The organism is Listeria sp. ILCC797 (genome assembly GCF_900186185.1).
Taxonomy (GTDB): Bacteria; Bacillota; Bacilli; order Lactobacillales; family Listeriaceae; genus Listeria; species Listeria goaensis.
Genome location: NZ_FYBS01000007.1, coordinates 1 through 17656 on the forward strand (window position 1 = coordinate 1; position 17656 = coordinate 17656).

General features: G+C 40.8%; 13 protein-coding genes. All 13 read right to left on the minus strand.

Annotated elements, in window-relative coordinates:
• Window positions 1-226, minus strand: a 226-nt coding sequence (locus BN1609_RS08395) for a hypothetical protein (protein WP_369821891.1), incomplete at its 3' end; no start/stop codon positions are given.
• 272 nt (window positions 227-498) lie between these two features.
• A complete protein-coding gene (pbpD1, locus tag BN1609_RS08400) occupies window positions 499-1839 on the minus strand; it encodes a D-alanyl-D-alanine carboxypeptidase PBPD1 (RefSeq protein ID WP_088816030.1) in 1341 nt (446 codons plus the stop codon).
• Window positions 1840-1953: 114 nt separating this feature from the next.
• Entirely contained in the window at window positions 1954-3645 is a 1692-nt protein-coding gene (locus tag BN1609_RS08405) for a CocE/NonD family hydrolase (protein ID WP_088840746.1), read from the minus strand.
• A 100-nt stretch (window positions 3646-3745) separates the two neighbouring features.
• On the minus strand, window positions 3746-6136 hold the full coding sequence (locus BN1609_RS08410; RefSeq protein ID WP_088840747.1) for an immunoglobulin-like domain-containing protein: 2391 nt from the start codon (window positions 6134-6136) through the stop codon (window positions 3746-3748).
• 237 nt (window positions 6137-6373) lie between these two features.
• Window positions 6374-6643, minus strand: a complete 270-nt coding sequence (locus BN1609_RS08415) for a YiaA/YiaB family inner membrane protein (protein WP_088810052.1) — start codon at window positions 6641-6643, stop codon at window positions 6374-6376.
• 123 nt (window positions 6644-6766) lie between these two features.
• Window positions 6767-7894: a GGDEF domain-containing protein gene (locus BN1609_RS08420; protein ID WP_159458297.1), complete on the minus strand. Its 1128-nt coding sequence runs from the start codon at window positions 7892-7894 to the stop codon at window positions 6767-6769.
• A gap of 91 nt (window positions 7895-7985) precedes the next feature.
• Window positions 7986-8342, minus strand: coding sequence for a hypothetical protein (locus tag BN1609_RS08425; protein ID WP_088810054.1), 357 nt, complete (start codon window positions 8340-8342; stop codon window positions 7986-7988).
• 122 nt (window positions 8343-8464) lie between these two features.
• A complete protein-coding gene (locus tag BN1609_RS08430) occupies window positions 8465-10624 on the minus strand; it encodes a DNA topoisomerase III (RefSeq protein WP_088810055.1) in 2160 nt (719 codons plus the stop codon).
• On the minus strand, window positions 10621-12405 hold the full coding sequence (recQ, locus tag BN1609_RS08435) for a DNA helicase RecQ (RefSeq protein WP_088810181.1): 1785 nt from the start codon (window positions 12403-12405) through the stop codon (window positions 10621-10623). Before recQ ends, BN1609_RS08430 begins: the two co-directional genes overlap by 4 nt.
• A gap of 802 nt (window positions 12406-13207) precedes the next feature.
• A complete protein-coding gene (locus BN1609_RS08440) occupies window positions 13208-14356 on the minus strand; it encodes an ArgE/DapE family deacylase (protein WP_088810056.1) in 1149 nt (382 codons plus the stop codon).
• A gap of 244 nt (window positions 14357-14600) precedes the next feature.
• Window positions 14601-15137 carry an O-acetyl-ADP-ribose deacetylase gene (locus tag BN1609_RS08445; RefSeq protein WP_088810057.1) on the minus strand — a complete coding sequence of 179 codons (537 nt, stop codon included), beginning with the start codon at window positions 15135-15137 and terminating at the stop codon, window positions 14601-14603.
• A 53-nt stretch (window positions 15138-15190) separates the two neighbouring features.
• Window positions 15191-15874, minus strand: coding sequence for a Crp/Fnr family transcriptional regulator (locus tag BN1609_RS08450; RefSeq protein WP_088840748.1), 684 nt, complete (start codon window positions 15872-15874; stop codon window positions 15191-15193).
• Window positions 15875-16011: 137 nt separating this feature from the next.
• Complete coding sequence (gene abc-f, locus BN1609_RS08455) at window positions 16012-17625, minus strand: ribosomal protection-like ABC-F family protein (RefSeq protein ID WP_088840749.1); 1614 nt, start codon at window positions 17623-17625, stop codon at window positions 16012-16014.
• Between the last annotated feature and the right edge of the window lie 31 nt (window positions 17626-17656).

Consider the following 17656-nt stretch of genomic DNA (forward strand, 5'->3'; position numbering starts at 1 on the left):
GTGCTTCACTCGTATCTAAAATTTCAAGCAAACTCCCGCCTACCGTCTGATAGGTTTCGCGAAAATAATACTGGGAAGCTTGAATCGCTTGCCCGTCTAAGAAATAATCCGCCGAATAACGAAAGGCGCTTGCTTGTACCGCTTGAATACGGGCACGCATGGTGGCATTGGCCTTTTGTAAGGCTTCTTGAAAGGCACGTACTTCGGCAATACTAATCCGGCTCATGAGGACAACGCCCTTCGAAACTGGACTTGTCTATGGTGCTTACTCCTTGCCTCCCTTAACTCGCTTATAAATCTACGCAATTGGTTTTTGCTAATTCGGATTTTAATCATATCCATTCACCTCTTTGTTGTCTAATAATTACATGGTTCAGTATAACACAAAGGAATATAAGAGGGAATTGTGCACGAAATCGCTAATTTTACAACTAAAACAAATACATTCATTGCAAAGCAAACCCTAGACAAAGCCTTTGCCTAGGGTCTAAAATTTTTTTAGTTAAACCAACCTTTAACTCCGTCAGATACGTATGTTCCTACACCTTGGAAGAAACCGCCGACTGCATGCATGCTTTGCGTGAACCAGCCTGCTTCTTCGACATTTGCATTTGTGATAACTGGAACGGTTAACACGTCTGTGCCGTCAACATAGCCTAGCTTATCACCATCTTTAAGAGTAATGGACATCGTTCCTACGTTGGTACCTTTTTTGACTGGCGCATCAATTGACTTTTCTTTTAATGTTACTTTGTTGTCTAATTTGGCATCACCAGTTGAAATGGGAACAACGAGATTGGCATTTTCTCCAGTTACAAGGCCAACTGTATCTTCTTTCCCTTTCACGACATCAATCGTTTTAGGGTCTTTCACTGCAGTTCCTGCTTTTGCTACTTCTTGAACTTTAAAATTATTGAAAGCATAATCGAGCATTTTGTTTGTTTCGTCAAAGCGCGCACTGTTGTGCTGACCTGCGCCAGTTCCGCCATTTGCATGGAGAATGACTGTGATGACGCGCATACCATTTTGTTCAGCCGTTGCAGTTAAGCACATTCCCGCATAATCAGTCGTACCCGTTTTAAGACCATCAACGCCTGTGCGGCCGTAAATCAGGCCTGGCAGAAGCCAGTTCCAGTTTGTCATTGCGATACGGTCGGACGTTCCCGGTCGGAAATCCTTCTTCGTAATGCTCGCCGTTTTCAGAACTTCTGGATAGTCATCGACGAGATGTTTCGCTAGTTTTGCCATGCCACGCGCGGTCATCTGGTTTTCATCTTTATTCGTCCCAACTTGTTCCATACCTTTTAGATCTTCATTGTTTAACCCAGTAGAATTGACGAACTTGTGGTCGCCAAGTTTTAGCTCATTCGCTTTCTTATTCATCATTTCAACAAACTTACCTTCGGAACCGGCGATTTTTTCCGAGAGTGCAATAGCCGCACCGTTTGCGGAATAAATGGCTATCGCCTCATATAACTCTTGGACGGTGTATTCTTCGCCGAGGCGGAGTGGCACGTTTGATAATGACGTGTCTTGTGAAATTTTGTGAGCGTACTCTGAAATCGTGACTTTATCGTCCCATTTTATTTTTCCATCATGAATTTGCTCAAGGAGAATGTATTCGTCCATCATTTTCGTCATGGACGCAATACCTAATAATTTATCGGCATCTTTCGAATATAAGATTTTTCCAGTACTTTCCTCAATCGCAATGGCTGCACTCGCATTCACGTTTGGTGCATCTGCCGCCTGCGCTAAACTCGGGCTCATAAATAGTCCACTAATTGCAATCGTTCCAGCCATTAAAACAGCGCCGATTTTTTTTGTAAATTTCTTCACTCTACCTTCTCCTTTATAAAACCACTGGCACGCGCCAGTTTTCTCTAAAATTAAAAACATAACCATTTTATTTTACCATGAATACGGAATACCGTACACCAACTATAGACTTATCTATTTTTTTATTATCGGCAAAATGACACAGGACGGATGTTCCGCATCATGAAAAATAACTTGGTTTGCGGGGATGCTCGTCGCCGTGTCAATAAAGCTTCCACCAGTGTTTGGATTCGGATCAAAACGCGGGAAGTTGCTTGAGGAAATTTCCACGCGAATCTGATGCCCTGGAAGAAACACATTACTAACTGCCCACAGATCAATCGTATATTTTAAAATGTGGTTTGCAACGTCATTTTGATGCACACTGGACGCACGAATGATTCCATCGGTCAAATTGAATGCCGTTCCGTCTGGCGCAACGTCCACCAGTTTGGCCGTAAAATCGGTGTTCACCGCATCCGTTTTCGCATACAATTCCACAACAATCGGCCCTGTCACTTCAAGTGGCTCCTCCACCGAAGCGGACGTGTAGCACAAAACATCTTCGCGAAGTTCAAGCGCCGCCTGATCTTTCGGTCCATCAACTTGAAGCCCCTTGTGGAGCGTACCACCGCCATTCGATGGCACCGGATTTTCAGGATTATACGTGTAAAAATCTTGCGTTTGATTCCCCTCCGGAAGCTTTGTGTGCAGCCTGCCGTCGCCATTTCGCGTGTTCGCCGACCCTTCGCTTGCCAAATAAAACGGCGTGAAGTGCGTATTCTCAAGCGGCCAATTTTTCGCCGACCGCCATTCATTCGCCCCCATCGCAAAATATTCAACCGCTGGACGCGGCGCCTCATCTCTGCCCTTCAAATGATGATCAAACCACGCAAGATGCAATTTATGCATACTCGGCCCGCTAAATTTATTCGCCGCCGACCCAAAATCCCGATTTCCAATGTACTGTGTGAAATTCGCATGCGTCCACGGCCCAATAATCAGTTTATCCCCCAAACCACGTTCATGCCCATTTTTAAAATTCGCAATCGTTTTATCCAAAAAGCAGTCGTACCAGCCCGCAATATGTAGCCCCGGCACATTCACACGCGCATAATGATCCCGCACCGTAATCCCGCGCCAGTGCGCATCATCTGGCCGAAGTGAGAGCAATTCCGAAAAATAATTCATCGCACCCGTTCGCACAATTGGTGGCCACTCCACATACGGCTTAAAGTCATACCAAGAATCAATGTTGTCTAAGTCACGCAATACATCTTGCAGACGCTCACTCCGTTTTGATGACTCTTCCCGTGCAATCATATTTGGAAGCATCGACTCCAAATTCCATGTTTCCCACATGCCGAGTTCGAGCGCACCGTTATGGTCATTAAACACGTCTGTCATACTATTTTGCGCCATCACAGGTGCAATCGCTTTTAGTTCAGGTGCTCCGCTAATCGCAGCAAGCATTTGCGTATAACCGTAGTAAGACAGGCCAAACATGCCTACCACGCCGTTTGCATATGGCAGGTTAGCAGCCCATTTAATCGTGTCAAACCCGTCACTTTCCTCCGCCACATATGGCACAAATTTTCCAGAAGAAGAATAACGACCACGCACATCTTGCACAATAACCACGTAGCCCGCCTCCGCCAAAATTTCCGCCCGCATAAAGTTCAAACCGTACTCCTTGCTATAAGGTAGCCGCGTTAGTAAAACCGGGTAAGTGCCTTTTTCTGGGCGATAAATATCCGCCATAAGTGTAACCCCGTCACGTGTTTCCATAGCTACATTTCGTTCTAAAACAATCCGTCTCGATTCCATTTTAAAACCACCTCTCCACCTTATTTTTTCGTAAATTGGAAGAGAAGTCAAAAAAGAGGCTTCCTAATTTGCAGGAAACCCCCATTGTAATGATTTACTTCTATTTAGATACTTTAACGCTTTCCTTATTTTCCTTCTTCTTTTTTCGCCATAGAAGAAGCATTCCGAGTGTCAATAAGATAAACCCTAGCACTACCGTTTTGGTCGATGCAGTATCTCCCGATTTCGGAAGTGTTTTAGTTGGCTCAGATAATTTCAAAAGTTCCGCTTGTACAATGACTTCGCGAGTAAATTCCGCCACATTCCCGTCCGAATCCGTTACTTTATAAAAAACTTGGTACGTATCTGGGTAATTTGTATTTACGTTACTCGAAATAATTTCAATCTTAGCTGTCAAGTTGCCGTCCTCTTTATCTTGCGCTGTTAGATAGACAAACGGGTCAAACAACTCACCTTGTTTTAAAGTTATCGTCTCCTGCCCCGTTATAACCGGCGCCTCAGTGACAATTACTGTACGTATAAAGAACGCTTTATTTCCATCGCTATCCGTCACTTCGTAGCTTACTTCATACGTATCTGATTTACTCGTATCGACGTTGTTGCTTGTAATCTCAACTTGGCTTGTAATGTCTCCATCTTCTTCATCCGTCGCGTTTATCGTACTCATTGGATCAAATTTCGCATTTGGATTTAACCGCGTTTTAGCTTCCCCAGTTATTAGCGGCATTTCTGTAACCAAAACCGTGCGGGTAAATACAGCTTTATTCCCGTCACTATCCGTCACCTCGTAGCTCACTTGATACGTGTCTGGTTTGCTCGTATCAACATTATTACTTGTAATCTCAACTTGACTCGTCACTTCCCCGTCTTCTTTATCCGATGCCCCGATTGTACTCATTGGATCAAATTCCGCATTCGGATTTAAGCGCGTTTCCATCTCCCCTGTTATTACTGGGGCTGCTGTCACAATAACGGTACGAATGAAAGTCGCTTTATTTCCATCACTATCCGCGACCTCGTAGCTTACTTCATATGTATAAGATTTACTCGTATCAACAGGGTTGTTCGTTACGACAACACGACTCGTTATATCTCCGTCCTCTTTGTCAGCCGCTCGAATCGTGCTCATCGGATCAAATTCCACATTCGGGTTTAAGCGTGTTTCGCGCTCACCCGTTATCGCTGGAATATCTTTTACAATAATCGTGCGGTTAAAAGTCGCTTTATTCCCGTCACTGTCTGTAACTTCATAGCTTGCTGCGTATCTGCCTGATTGGCTCGTATCAACCGAATTGCTCGTTACACGAACATGAGCTGTAATATCCCCGTCCTCTTTATCCGTCGCACGAATTGTACTCATTGGGTTAAACAGAGCATTCAGTTGTATAACCGTTTCCGCTTCCCCCGTGAGGACAGGTCGTTCATCGGTTCTCACCGCAATCGCATCATCAACTGCGTCTGCATTGTAACTTTCTTCCTCAAAGTTTTCATCACTATAGGTTGCTGCTGTATCAGGGCTCGCAGCAGATGTTTCACTGCTCCCAGTTAACGGAATGGTTACATTCACAGTAGCATTTTTTGCAATACTTTCTGTTTTAAAAGTAAGCGTGCGCGTCGCTTCATTATAACTTTCCTGACTAACCCTCGTATTCGCGGACGTTAATCTTCCAGTTGTGTAGGATAACTCATTCGGAATCCGAACAGAAAATTGATTGTTAACAGCTGTCATCCCGCCTATATTTTTAGCTTCCAATTGATAATCCGCACTCTGACCAATTTTTATGCTATCCAAAGAAAATTGACCCTTCACTTGAAGTTCAGACGGCGTTGTAAATTGGACGTTATCTAAATAGTTTCCTCTACTCGTAAACTCACCCGTATTACTGACCGCACGAAATTGAAAGCGCGTTGTTGTTTGGCCCTCAGGAATTGTATAGCTACCTTTATATTCTCCCCAGCCACTATTCCCATCAGTCATTCTTACTTGTTCAATTAGTGCCCCACCAGGCGCACCAAATTCAGCAATAGCAATATCTGCCTTTTGTCTACCCATGTGATAGACTTGCCAACGAATTTTTGTCCCTGGTGTTGTTGAAATATCTTGATAAAGCGCTGAATTCTCATGTGCATTTAGTTCGGCCCATTGCGTGCCACTTTGTGCATGAAAAGTTCGCTGAATAATCGTATCAATAAAGCCTGTCTTCAATAACTCAATTTGATTGTCGCTAGCTGTTGTTTGCCACCCTGGTACAAGCGATGCGTCAAACCAGTTCCAGTTTTCCGCACTGTTAAAAGATGGATTCTCAAAATCACCATTTTGAAGCGTATTAACTGCTGCATCATTTTGAACGTTTGAATGACTTACTGCCGTATCCGCATCTACTTGCATATCTAGCTTTCCTTTGATAATAGGCGAAATGATTAAGCCTGTCACAAGAGTCAAAACAGCAATGATTCTCATCTTTTTCTTGCCGATTTTTTTATTTTTCATTCAATCAAACCCCTTTTTGTTGAATTTTTTAAATTTTACAAATTATCTAACGATAAATTTGTATTTACAATATACACATATTTAAAAATAAGTGACAACCTTTATCTTTATATAAATCGAATCAAAAAACCTATTTTCACTTTTTTGTCAATTTTCAAAGACAAATAACTACATTTTGGACCTATCATACAAAAAAAACAAACCAGAAATTCTCCTTCTGGTTTGTTTCAACGTAAACTAATTTTGACTTTCTCGTTCAGCACTTTGATCAATTGCACGGAACATCTGATTGTAACGCTCTTCGTCTTCTTGATTATCCCGTACTACTTTTGCAACTGTGAAGGCAGATGAAATTAAACCAACAGCTCCCATCAAGTAATATCCTTTTACCATTAACGGTTCTTTTAACGTAATTAACCCAATTACCATCAATGCTAAAAATGTAACAAATGATCCCCAAGCCAACAATACAAAAGCTGGTGAATTTCGATAAGCTTTTCTCTTCATAGATAGTCTCCTTTTTTATAAATCTGTTTACTTATTCACTATATCATACCATTGTATGATTATTTGTGACAATTTTTCGACACTTATTCTTTTAAACATAAGAATTTTCCCGATTCCAGTTACTTATCCAGCAACCGCGTCTTGCATGTCTTCACTATTACATAAAACTACTTTGTTTCTCCCCGTATGTTTAGCCTCATAGAGCGCTTTATCTGCATATTGATAAAGCTTATTAAGTTGCTTTCTACTTTTTCCACCCGATGCGATACCGATTGAAATCGTTGTTCGAATTGTTTCGCTTGAGCTAAGTATAATAGGATGCTCTTGAATAGCTAATCGAATTTCTTCACCTATTTCATGGGCTTTTTCACTAGGCGCGTTTGGCAGTAGGTAGCAAAATTCTTCCCCGCCGACTCGGAAGAGATTTTCAGGCATCTCCACTTTCGTTTTCATCGTTTGAGCAATTGATTGGAGTACGCGGTCACCAGATGCGTGCCCATACGTATCGTTAACTTTCTTAAAAAAATCAATGTCCATAATAAAAATGGCGAGCTCCTGAATTTTCGGGTTCTTCGCAAGCTCTTTTGTACGGCTGCTGAAAGCTCTCACATTGTACAGCCCCGTTAAAAAGTCCACATACGCGTACTCAACCTCTTCGCGGAGTAAGCGTCGCGTCGTGAGCATATCATTGATAATAAAATTAATGCTAAATAGCGCTACGAATGAAACTACGAAGATACTCCCGCCAATAAAAAACACAAATGGCTGATATCCGTAATAAAGAAACAACGTAGCCGTATAAATCGTCACCCCTATTGTGTTTAAAAGGAGAAAGGACTGGATTTGGTGCAATTTGCTTTTCCTAAGCTTCACCGCAATAAAAATAAGCGGGAGTGCCACGGTTAACGTGCAAAACACCCCAAATAGCGTAGATTCGTTTAGTCCTCCACCAATAAAAATACGAATGCCACAAGCAACCAGGGCGGCAAGGAGCGCAGGGGAAGCGCCAATATAATACGCTAATAGCATAAAAACAATAAAACGTAAATCAACTTGAATACCACTTGGTAACTTAATCGCGAAAAACATCAAAGCAAAGTTCGTCACAGAAGCCGCCATAACAATATAACAACGTGTTTTCCAAGTAAGACTCAACTTTTTTTCATTTGGAATTATCTTATTGATGATGTAGCAACCAGTAATCACAATGAAAACGTTGGTCAGAGACGCCATAATAACTTCTATTAACATATACATTCCTTTCCATGATAAATTCGTCTACTTTATTTTAACAATTTAAGCAAAGAATGTAAAATTAATCACAAAAAGGCGGTTTTGCCATTCAAATCTTATTTAACCTAACTTCCAACTCTTTAACCCAATTTGTAATGGCGTCATAAAACAAGACAAACTCAAAATCAGACATATTATAATGAACTATATATTGATTATCACGTAAGCAAATCATAATCGAAGAACGTATTTGTTCCTCCAAAGCATCTTTTTGAATGTCTTCACGATAAAATACCCAGTGTGTGGCTGTTGGGATTGGCTCCGTTTTCTTCTTTAAGTCTTCTGCAATGAGTCTACAAATTGTTTCTTCTAGTCCCTCTTCCTCTATGCTTGAAAAGTGCCCGTACCAAAGCGTACGACTGCATTCCTCACCTGAAGAGTGGCTCTCATCATAAAATTGTTTCATCTGCTTCAGCTCCTTTATACCTCTTAATTAAATCCTCAAGAAATTGCGTTTGATTATCAGACAACCTCTTTATTATAACTAGCAAAATCGAATGTTCCACGTGAAACATTCGATTCCTTCAACTACTTATCTAACTTCAATTTAGCTAAAGCCTCTGCCATAGGATTGTTAAATGGCTCATCTTCTTGTTTATTCTGCTGTTTCATATATTTCGCAACATCTTTTTTAGAAACATTTTTATTTTTTTCTTTGCCACGACGATCATTAAAGGCACTCAGTTTTTCACGATAGCCACACGTACCACAAACAAAAATTTGTTTATCTCCTTGCCCTTTTAGCTCTAGTTTTTTATGGCAATTGGGGCAGCGCGCATTGGTTGCACGCGATAGGGATTCGCGGTGCCCGCATTCTCGGTCTTGGCAAACTAGCATTGTGCCGCGCTTACCTTTGACCTTCAGCATTAACTTACCGCAGTCTGGGCATTTTTGCGAGGTGACATTATCATGCTTAAATTTGCGATCGTTTTGCTTGATTTCTAAAACGGCTTTTTTAGCATAGTCGCGCATTTCGCTCGTGAATTTTTGTTCGTTCAGTTTTCCAGATGCAATTTGCGATAGCTTTTGCTCCCAAACAGCCGTTAATTCTGGGGATTTCAAATCAGACGGAACTAAGTCCAGCAATTGGCGTCCTTTTGATGTAATTTGAATTTCTTTCCCGTGTTTTTCCAAAGAAAAGCTGTTGAAAAGTTTTTCAATGATGTCTGCGCGTGTTGCTACTGTGCCAAGCCCCCCCGTTTCACCAAGCGTTTTTGCTAAACTCTTATCGGAAGTCGCCATATACTTGCTTGGATTTTCCATTGCCGAAAGCAGTGTGGCTTCATTGAATCTTGCTGGCGGTTTGGTTTTTCCAGAACGAATTTGAACCTGTCTGACAGGAATTTTATCGCCGACTTTCATTTTGGTTACCGTATCAGCTTCATCGTTCCGCCCAGCTATCGCCTTCCAGCCAAGTGATTTAACTACTTTTCCTTTTAAAGAAAAGGCGACATCTTCCATCTTAGCTTCTACGCTCGTTTCCTCGTACACATAAGGCTCGGAAAGTACGGCTAGAAAGCGCGTTACAACTAGGTCATAAATTTTCCGTTCTTTGTCCGATAAATCGCCAAGTGACACAGTTTCTTCAGTCGGAATAATCGCATGGTGGTCACTAACTTTGCGGTTATCAACAAAAGATTTATTCGCTTTTATTCCTTTTTGGATAATGCTGCGCGCAAATTTCGCATATTCGCCGACACCGCAACCTTCAAGACGCTCTTTCAAAGTAGGTACGATATCATCAGAAAGATAGCGCGAATCTGTACGTGGATAAGTCAGCACTTTATGACGCTCATATAAATTTTGCATTAAGTTTAATGTTTCTTTCGCAGAGAAATCATAGCGCTGGTTCGCATCACGTTGCAGTTCTGTTAAATCATACAGCCCCGGCGAAAAACTCTTTTTCTCTTTCACATCGACACTCGTCACATGCAAATCAGCACCACGCAATTTTTTCAGAAGCGTTTCAATTCGCTCCTTATCAAAAACTTGCCCCTCTTTCCAAGTAAAAGTCCCATTTTCTGTAACGGCTTCGAGCGTATAGTGTTCTCTTGGCTTAAATTTTTGAATTTCTTCCTCACGAGCGGCAATCATTGCGAGCGTAGGCGTTTGAACCCGACCACAAGACAGCTGCGCGTTAAATTTCGTCGTCAATGCGCGTGTTGCATTAATCCCAACAACCCAGTCCGCAACCGAACGGGCAACTGCCGAATGATATAGGTTTTCATAGTTCTTTCCGGGCTTTAAATTTTTGAAGCCTTCCCGAATTGCCTTGTCCGTCACAGACGAAATCCACAGGCGCTTAACAGGTTTGCGCACTTTCGCATAATCAAGCACCCAGCGCGCAACTAGTTCGCCTTCGCGTCCCGCATCCGTCGCAATGACAACCTCCGAAACATCCTTTCTAAGCAAAAGTTTCTTCACCGTTTCGTATTGACGGCGTGTTTCTTTAATTGGTACTAACTTCATTTTTTCGGGTAAAATTGGGAGATCTGCCATATCCCAACTCTTAAATTTCGCGTCGTACATCTCAGGATCCGCCAGCGTAATGAGGTGCCCAAGAGCCCACGTCACAATATATTTGTCGCCTTCTAAAAAGCCGTTCTTGCCATTTCCGCGCGCATTTAAAACGCGACCAATATCTTTACCAACTGAAGGCTTTTCAGCTAGCACTACTGTTTTTGTCATTCTACATTCACTCCAGTTTGTTCATTTTGTAAAAGCGTTAAAAATTCAAAGCCATATTTTTCCATCTTCACCGCTCCAACACCTTTAATTTTCAGCATATCCGCTTCATTTTGCGGCATAAATTGACACATTTCACGCAGCGTTTCATCCGAAAAGATAATGTATGGTGGGACCTTGTCGCGTACGGAAAGCTCTCGTCGTTTCTCACGTAACAATTCGAATAGCGTTTGGTCCACATCAAGAACAACACGCGTCGCCTGTTTCGCTTCTTTTCGCATCACAATTAGTTCCGATTTCAGCACTTGAACGGCTTTTTCCGTCAAATAAAGCGAAGGAAATTGTCCGTCTGCCGGTTGTAAATATTTTTCCGCTGTCAAATAGTCGATGAGTTGCAAAACGTCTTTTTGTGACATGCCTTTCATTAAACCGTGCGTACTAAGCTGATCAAAACGCCATTGCTTCACTTTTTGGTCATTCGATCCGGTTAAAACTTTGGCCACAAGCACCTTTCCGAATCGCTCGCCCATACGTTTCACACAAGAAAATACTTGCTGTGCTTGAATCGTAATATCTTTTTCCTCACGTGTATCTAAACAATTACTACATTTCCCGCAGTTTTCCTCGTCCTCACCGAAATACTGAACGATATATTTTTGCAAACAAATCTCTGTGTATCCGTAACCCGACATTTGTCGCAGCTTGCGGTATTCGTTCTCTTTCCGTTCATCCGGGAGCTCCGATTGCTCAATCAAAAACTGCTGAATATGCGTATCCTGCGGCGAAAACAGTAAAATACAGTCACTCGGCACACCGTCACGTCCCGCACGTCCTGCTTCCTGATAGTACGCCTCCATGTTGCGCGGAATGTTGTAATGCAAAACAAAGCGCACATTCGATTTATTGATGCCCATGCCGAATGCATTTGTTGCTACAATCACTCTTTTTTCGTCAAAAAGGAAAGCAGTTTGTGTTTCGTCGCGCTCCGTATCATTCATGCCCCCGTGATATTTTCCGGACGAAACCCCGTTTTTATTCAAAAACTCCGCAATCCGTTCGACTTCCTTACGCGTAGCCGCATATACAATGCCCGATTCGGTATTATTTTGTGCCAAATAATCGAGCAAATACTTATCCTTGTCTTGCCCTTTTACGACTTGAAAAGCTAAATTATCTCTAGAAAATCCCGTTTTGATAACATGCTCATTTTGAATGCCGAGCAATTTGCAAATATCCTTTGAAACGTCTGGCGTTGCTGTAGCCGTCAAAGCGACAATCAGCGGCCTTACAGCCATATCATTCAAATAATCGCACAGCTTCAAATAGCTTGGCCGAAAATCGTGTCCCCACTGTGAAATACAGTGCGCCTCATCAATTGCAAAAAGCGAAATTTCCGTTTCATCTAAAAGGCTTTGAAATTGTGGCGTGTCTAGTCGTTCGGGTGCAATATACAGCATTTTGAGGTTCCCTGTCCGCGCCAAATTAAGTCTTTCATTCACTTCTCGAATGGATAATGTGCTATTAATAAACGTCGCCGAAATTCCCGCTGCATGAAGCGCATCGACCTGATCTTTCATGAGCGAAATAAGTGGCGACACCACAATTGTAAGCCCCTCAAAAACAAGTGCCGGAATTTGATAACATAGCGATTTCCCGCCGCCCGTCGGCATAATCGCAAGCGTGTCTTGCCGATTTAAAAGCTGCCGAATCGCTTCTTTTTGCCCCGAACGAAATGACGCATAACCAAAGCTCTTTTGTAAAATCTCTTCTGCCTGTTTGAGCACCATATACGCCTCCTTTTCCGAATTTAGTCTATTTAAAAGTGTACCACAAAACGCGCAAAATGAATAATCGCTCACCAAACGCAAAATTCCATTTTGACCTGCAATTTAGGCATGAAAAAAACACCCAAATAGGGTAATTTGAGTGTTTCTGTACATTATACGCTGTAATTAGGTGCTTCTTTTTGTAATTTGCATATCGTTGTGGGTGGCTTTCGCGAAGATTGACACAACAGTAGCCATGCTAGAACGAATTCCCCAAATTAACTGAAACTGCACATCATAAACAGAGCCTTTAGCCAGAACACGCCCTTCCATATTCACATGAAATTCAAGTTTTCAAAGTCGACATAAAAAAACCAACGTGGAAAAGGGAGGGAACCACGTTGGTTAAAAAGGGAGTTTTGGAATTTTCATTTGGGGGAAATGAAAATCATTTGTTGTTAGCTTATGGTTATATTTTAACTGCACTCTACTAAAATCTACTGTGAAAAAAATGAAAGTTTGTTAAGAAAAACACGTTTCCCGGTAAAGCTGTTATATTTTGTCATCTCTTGGTGGCTAAATCAAGTGGTTTTTCCAAACTCATTATTGCAGACTGATTCTTTCTTGTAAATATACTTTTTCAATCCATAAAAAAACCAGTGTGGAAAAGGGAGGAACCACACTGGTCAAAAAAGGGAGTTTTGGGATTTTCATTTAAAAGGGGAAAATGAAAATGTTTGTTGTTAGCTTATGACTATATATTACCGAGAAATCCCTAAAATCCACTGTGAAAAAAATGAAAATTCACTAAGAAAATGATTTATTTCTTTTCATTCAGGAAGCGAATCGCAATTTGTTTATACACATCAATCATTTCCAAATAATTCGCGATGCTGACATATTCATTCACTTGATGCGGCGTTTCGTTCCCTGGTCCAAAAATAATTGTTGCAAATTCTTTTTTTGATTTTGTGAATTCCGCAGCATCCGTCGTTCCTGAAATCCCAAGAAGCGGCATTTTCTTTCCGATAAGCTCTTGCGCCACATCTTGCGCGACTTGAACGAGTTCGGAGTCGGCTTCACTAAACACGGGTTGCTTATCATAATCCCACTTTAATTCCAACTGAACTTGCTCTTGTCCATTTAACTGTTCTACAATTTCAGCAAATTTTTGCTTCACTTCCTCATTGCTAACTTCTGGAATAGTTCGGATATTTCCTTGCATGTATGCTTGCTCAGGAATGCTATTCACTTGATTACCGCCTTCAATAATGGTGACATTATGGATAAATTTTCCTAAAATTGCATTTTCCTTCTGTATAGAGTGAACATAACTTTCTATTGCACGATAACAAAGCATCAAATTGTCAATTGCGTTAATTCCAAATTCAGGTGTCGAACTATGCGCATTTTTTCCAAAAGAAACAATTTTATAATTCATCGATCCTTTGTGCGCATAGACAATATTATGCCCGCTCGGCTCACCGATAATTAAACCATCTAAATTATCAGCATACCCTTCGTCAGTAAGCTGCTTAGCGCCTAGCTCCCCTACTTCCTCACCAACAGTCGCAAGCAATTTGATTTCTCCGTCTAACGAAATCTTCTCTTCGGCAAGTTCAATCATCGCAATAATAAGCGCCGCCAGCCCAGATTTCATATCCGTTGCCCCGCGACCGTATAGCTGATCATTTCGTTCAGTTCCTTCAAAAGGGGGCGTGTCCCAATCCGCCAAGTTCCCCGCATCAACCACATCCATGTGACCCGAGAAACCTAATACGCGACCATTTGGATTCCCAATACGACTTATTAAATTCGCTCGCTTTTCAGCAAACATCACTTTTTGAGATTGAATCCCATGGCGACTCAAAACCGCAGCTAAATAGTCTGCCACAGCCTCTTCGTTTCCATTCGTAGAATCAATGCTTACAATGTCTTTCAAGATTTGTATTTTTTCTTGTCGCTCCATGTCCCATCCTTCTTTCACCTAGATTTACTCTTCCTTCTATTCCCTAAATTCATTACTTTTACGCACAAAAAAACCAACGTGGAAAAAGGGAGGAAACCACGTTGGTCAAAAAAGGGAGTTTTGGGATTTTCATTTTGGGGAAATGAAAATGTTTTGTTTGTTGTTAGCTTATGACTATATATTATCCAGATTTCCCTAAATTCTGCTGTGAATAATATGAAAGTTCCCTAAGAATTCCATTTTTTTATTTTAATAAACCTTTTTCTCGTAACTTAATATCATATAATTGATAATTTTCTACATCAAAACATACAAAACAAATTTCCTCTAAGGACGTTTCAGGTTCTGCAGATAGCCATTCGGAAACTGTATCTATTGCAACTTCAGCAGCCAGTTCTTTCGGGAATTGATAAATACCCGTTGAGATATTGGGAAACGCAATACTTTTTAGCTCTTTATATGCCGCGATATCAAGCGATTTCCAGTAGCAAGAAGCTAATAAATTCGGCTCGCGTTTATCTCCACCCTGCCAAATAGGTCCAACTGTATGAATAACGTATTTTGCCGGCAATTGGAATCCTTCGGTAATGACTGCCTCACCCGTTGTACAGCTTCCAATTTTTTGCGCAATCTTCTTACAAGCCGAAAGCAATTCGGGGCCTGCTGCTTGATGTATGGCACCATCTACGCCGCCACCGCCAAGGAGTGTGTTGTTTGCGGCATTTACAATTGCATCGGTCGTCTGTTCTGTAATGTCACCTTGTACTAAACGTATTTTCATAGAAAAGCACCTCCTCCCTCTATTTTAAAGCATAGAAAGAGAAAGTGCATTTTTTAAAGACGATTAATATCTTTTATAATCCATGGCTTCGGTCGAACGTGTAAAATATCATCTTGCACAAGTCGGCCAAGTGTTAGCGCAACAAACTCACGTGTTGCAGTCGAATACTTTGCTAAAATGGGTTGAGTAATCTCTGAAGGCAAAATAATTTGACCTTGTTCATCTTCTCTGCCAAGTTCTAGTCCAATTTGAGCAATACAAGCACGAATTCTTTCTTCTTTAGACAAAGTATTTTTGACTAAATGCTCCATCGCCATCTGCAAAAGTCGCTCCTTCTGATTTAAAAAAAAGCGCGAATCAATTCCAGCACGTGCTAAAATGCGAGTTAAGAGAGAATGATTAATTTCCCAACATGCCCCACTTGTCAAAGACTTGATATTTACTTGAGTTGTTGAGTCGAATTGCATAAGTGCATCTGGGGCAAAAAAAGCACTTTCAGTTAAAAATTTCAATGTTAATTCTTGTTGTTCCATCTCTTCAAAACTAAGGTTTAACATCATTGTTCCGGCAACTAGAAAATATACTTTTCCATCTGGATTTGATTCAGTAAAAATGGTTTGACCCTTTTTAAAAAGAATCATTTTAGCATGCTTATTAAAGTCTTTCTCACGTTTACAAAGGGTTAATATTTCATCTTCCGAAATCTGAGTGGCTTGATTCTCTCTATTATACATCATAAAAAAACTCCTCTTTGTCGTTTCTCTCAACTAAAATCATAATCCACTTCTACTAATTTTGTTAAACCTTTTTTTGTAAAATTAATATATAAATTAACAAGTTTCACAAAAAAGTCACAAAAAATATCTTATTTTTGTTAAAATATAACTTTTTCAGAAAACCAGGAAAAATTTCCATCAAAATTGTTTAATATTTTATTATGCAAATAAAGTGTCCGTGAACAAGTTTCGTCAATAAAATATCGATCATGTGATATCACAATTAATGTTCCTTTAAATTGACGAATTGCTTCCTCAAGCACTTCGCGCGATGCAATATCCAAATGATTCGTTGGCTCATCTAAAATAAGCGTGTTGACTGGCTGATTGATGAACTTGGCTAATCTAAGTCGCATACGCTCTCCCCCGCTTAGTTGCTCTACTTTTTGAAAGACCATTTCCTGATAGAACATAAAACTCGCCAACATGTTTCGTGCTTCTCCTTCTGGCACGTGAACCTCCTTACGAAATGCTTCAAGCACGGTTTCCTTGCCCGACATTTCGTCCATTTGTTGCGATAAATAAGCGATTTTCACATTACTCCCAACCTTCACACGCCCTTTGCTCGGTGCCTCCTCTCCTAAAATCATCCGCAGAAGCGTTGACTTACCGGCACCGTTATCGCCAATAATCGCAACACGCTCCCCCTCACGAATATGCAAATTAACATCTTCAAACAAAACCCGGTCATGAAATGATTTCGTCACTTCATCAAACAAGACAACATCTTCCCCGCTTCGTTTCGCCTCTCCAAACTGCAACTGCATTTCCTTTTGACTTAAAGCAGGACGTTTTACTTTTTCCATTCGCTCAAGCGCTCGTTCCATACTCTTGGCTCGCCTAAAGAAGTTATCATTTGGTGGGTTGGCTTGTATTGCCCATTCTCTAAGTTGCTTAATTGCTTGCTTCATCTTTTTAATTTTTTTCTGTTGGTCTTTATATGCTTGAAATTCTCTTAAAATCCGTTCTTCACGCTCTTTTAAATAGCCAGAAAAATTAGTATGGTACGTGATGAGTTCCTGGTTTTCCAATTCAATCATTTTTGAAACAATTTCATCCAAGAAATATCGATCATGTGACACAACTAAGATGGCACCTTTATAGCGCTGTAAAAATTGCGTCAACCATGTCACTGCTTTTAAATCCAAATGATTCGTCGGTTCATCAAGTAAAATCAAATCGTTTTTTTGCAATAAAAGTGCTCCTAAAGCTGTTTTCGTCTTCTCACCACCACTTAAATCTTTAAATTTTTCCGCTTGTAAAGAACTGATACCCAGGCCATTCATTACTTTCGCAATTTCCGAATCCATTTCATAACCGCCTTGTTCCGCAAATGATGCAAGTAAATCGCCATATCGATCCATAATTTTAGTCGAGGCATCCATCTCCATTTGTTTTTCCAAGTTCTCCATTTGCGAAGCCATTTCAAGCAGATTAGAAAAACTGCTTTTTAAAACATCATAGACTGTCACATCAGCTGTTTTTTCTTGGAATTGATTCAACATACCGATTCGCAGACCTTTTTTTCGAGTCACATTTCCACTATTAATGCTTTCCAATTCTGCAATAATTTTTAATATCGTACTTTTACCTTCACCATTTCGTCCAATGAGACCAACTCGTTCACCTTCCATGATTTGCATGGAAATATTGTTTAAAATGTTATCACCCGCAAAGCTTTTACTTACTTGATTTAAATCTATAATTTTCATCTTTCTTCCTCCTTCACACGCTGAAAAGAGG

Bases quoted from the DNA above. Each gene is read 5' to 3' on its own strand.
- BN1609_RS08405 (WP_088840746.1), bottom strand. From the start codon at position 3,645: ATGGAATCGAGACGGATTGTTTTAGAACGAAATGTAGCTATGGAAACA.
- BN1609_RS08410 (WP_088840747.1), bottom strand. From the start codon at position 6,136: ATGAAAAATAAAAAAATCGGCAAGAAAAAGATGAGAATCATTGCTGTT.
- BN1609_RS08415 (WP_088810052.1), bottom strand. From the start codon at position 6,643: ATGAAGAGAAAAGCTTATCGAAATTCACCAGCTTTTGTATTGTTGGCT.
- BN1609_RS08420 (WP_159458297.1), bottom strand. From the start codon at position 7,894: ATGTTAATAGAAGTTATTATGGCGTCTCTGACCAACGTTTTCATTGTG.
- BN1609_RS08425 (WP_088810054.1), bottom strand. From the start codon at position 8,342: ATGAAACAATTTTATGATGAGAGCCACTCTTCAGGTGAGGAATGCAGT.
- BN1609_RS08430 (WP_088810055.1), bottom strand. From the start codon at position 10,624: ATGACAAAAACAGTAGTGCTAGCTGAAAAGCCTTCAGTTGGTAAAGAT.
- BN1609_RS08440 (WP_088810056.1), bottom strand. From the start codon at position 14,356: ATGGAGCGACAAGAAAAAATACAAATCTTGAAAGACATTGTAAGCATT.
- BN1609_RS08445 (WP_088810057.1), bottom strand. From the start codon at position 15,137: ATGAAAATACGTTTAGTACAAGGTGACATTACAGAACAGACGACCGAT.
- BN1609_RS08450 (WP_088840748.1), bottom strand. From the start codon at position 15,874: ATGATGTATAATAGAGAGAATCAAGCCACTCAGATTTCGGAAGATGAA.
- abc-f (WP_088840749.1), bottom strand. From the start codon at position 17,625: ATGAAAATTATAGATTTAAATCAAGTAAGTAAAAGCTTTGCGGGTGAT.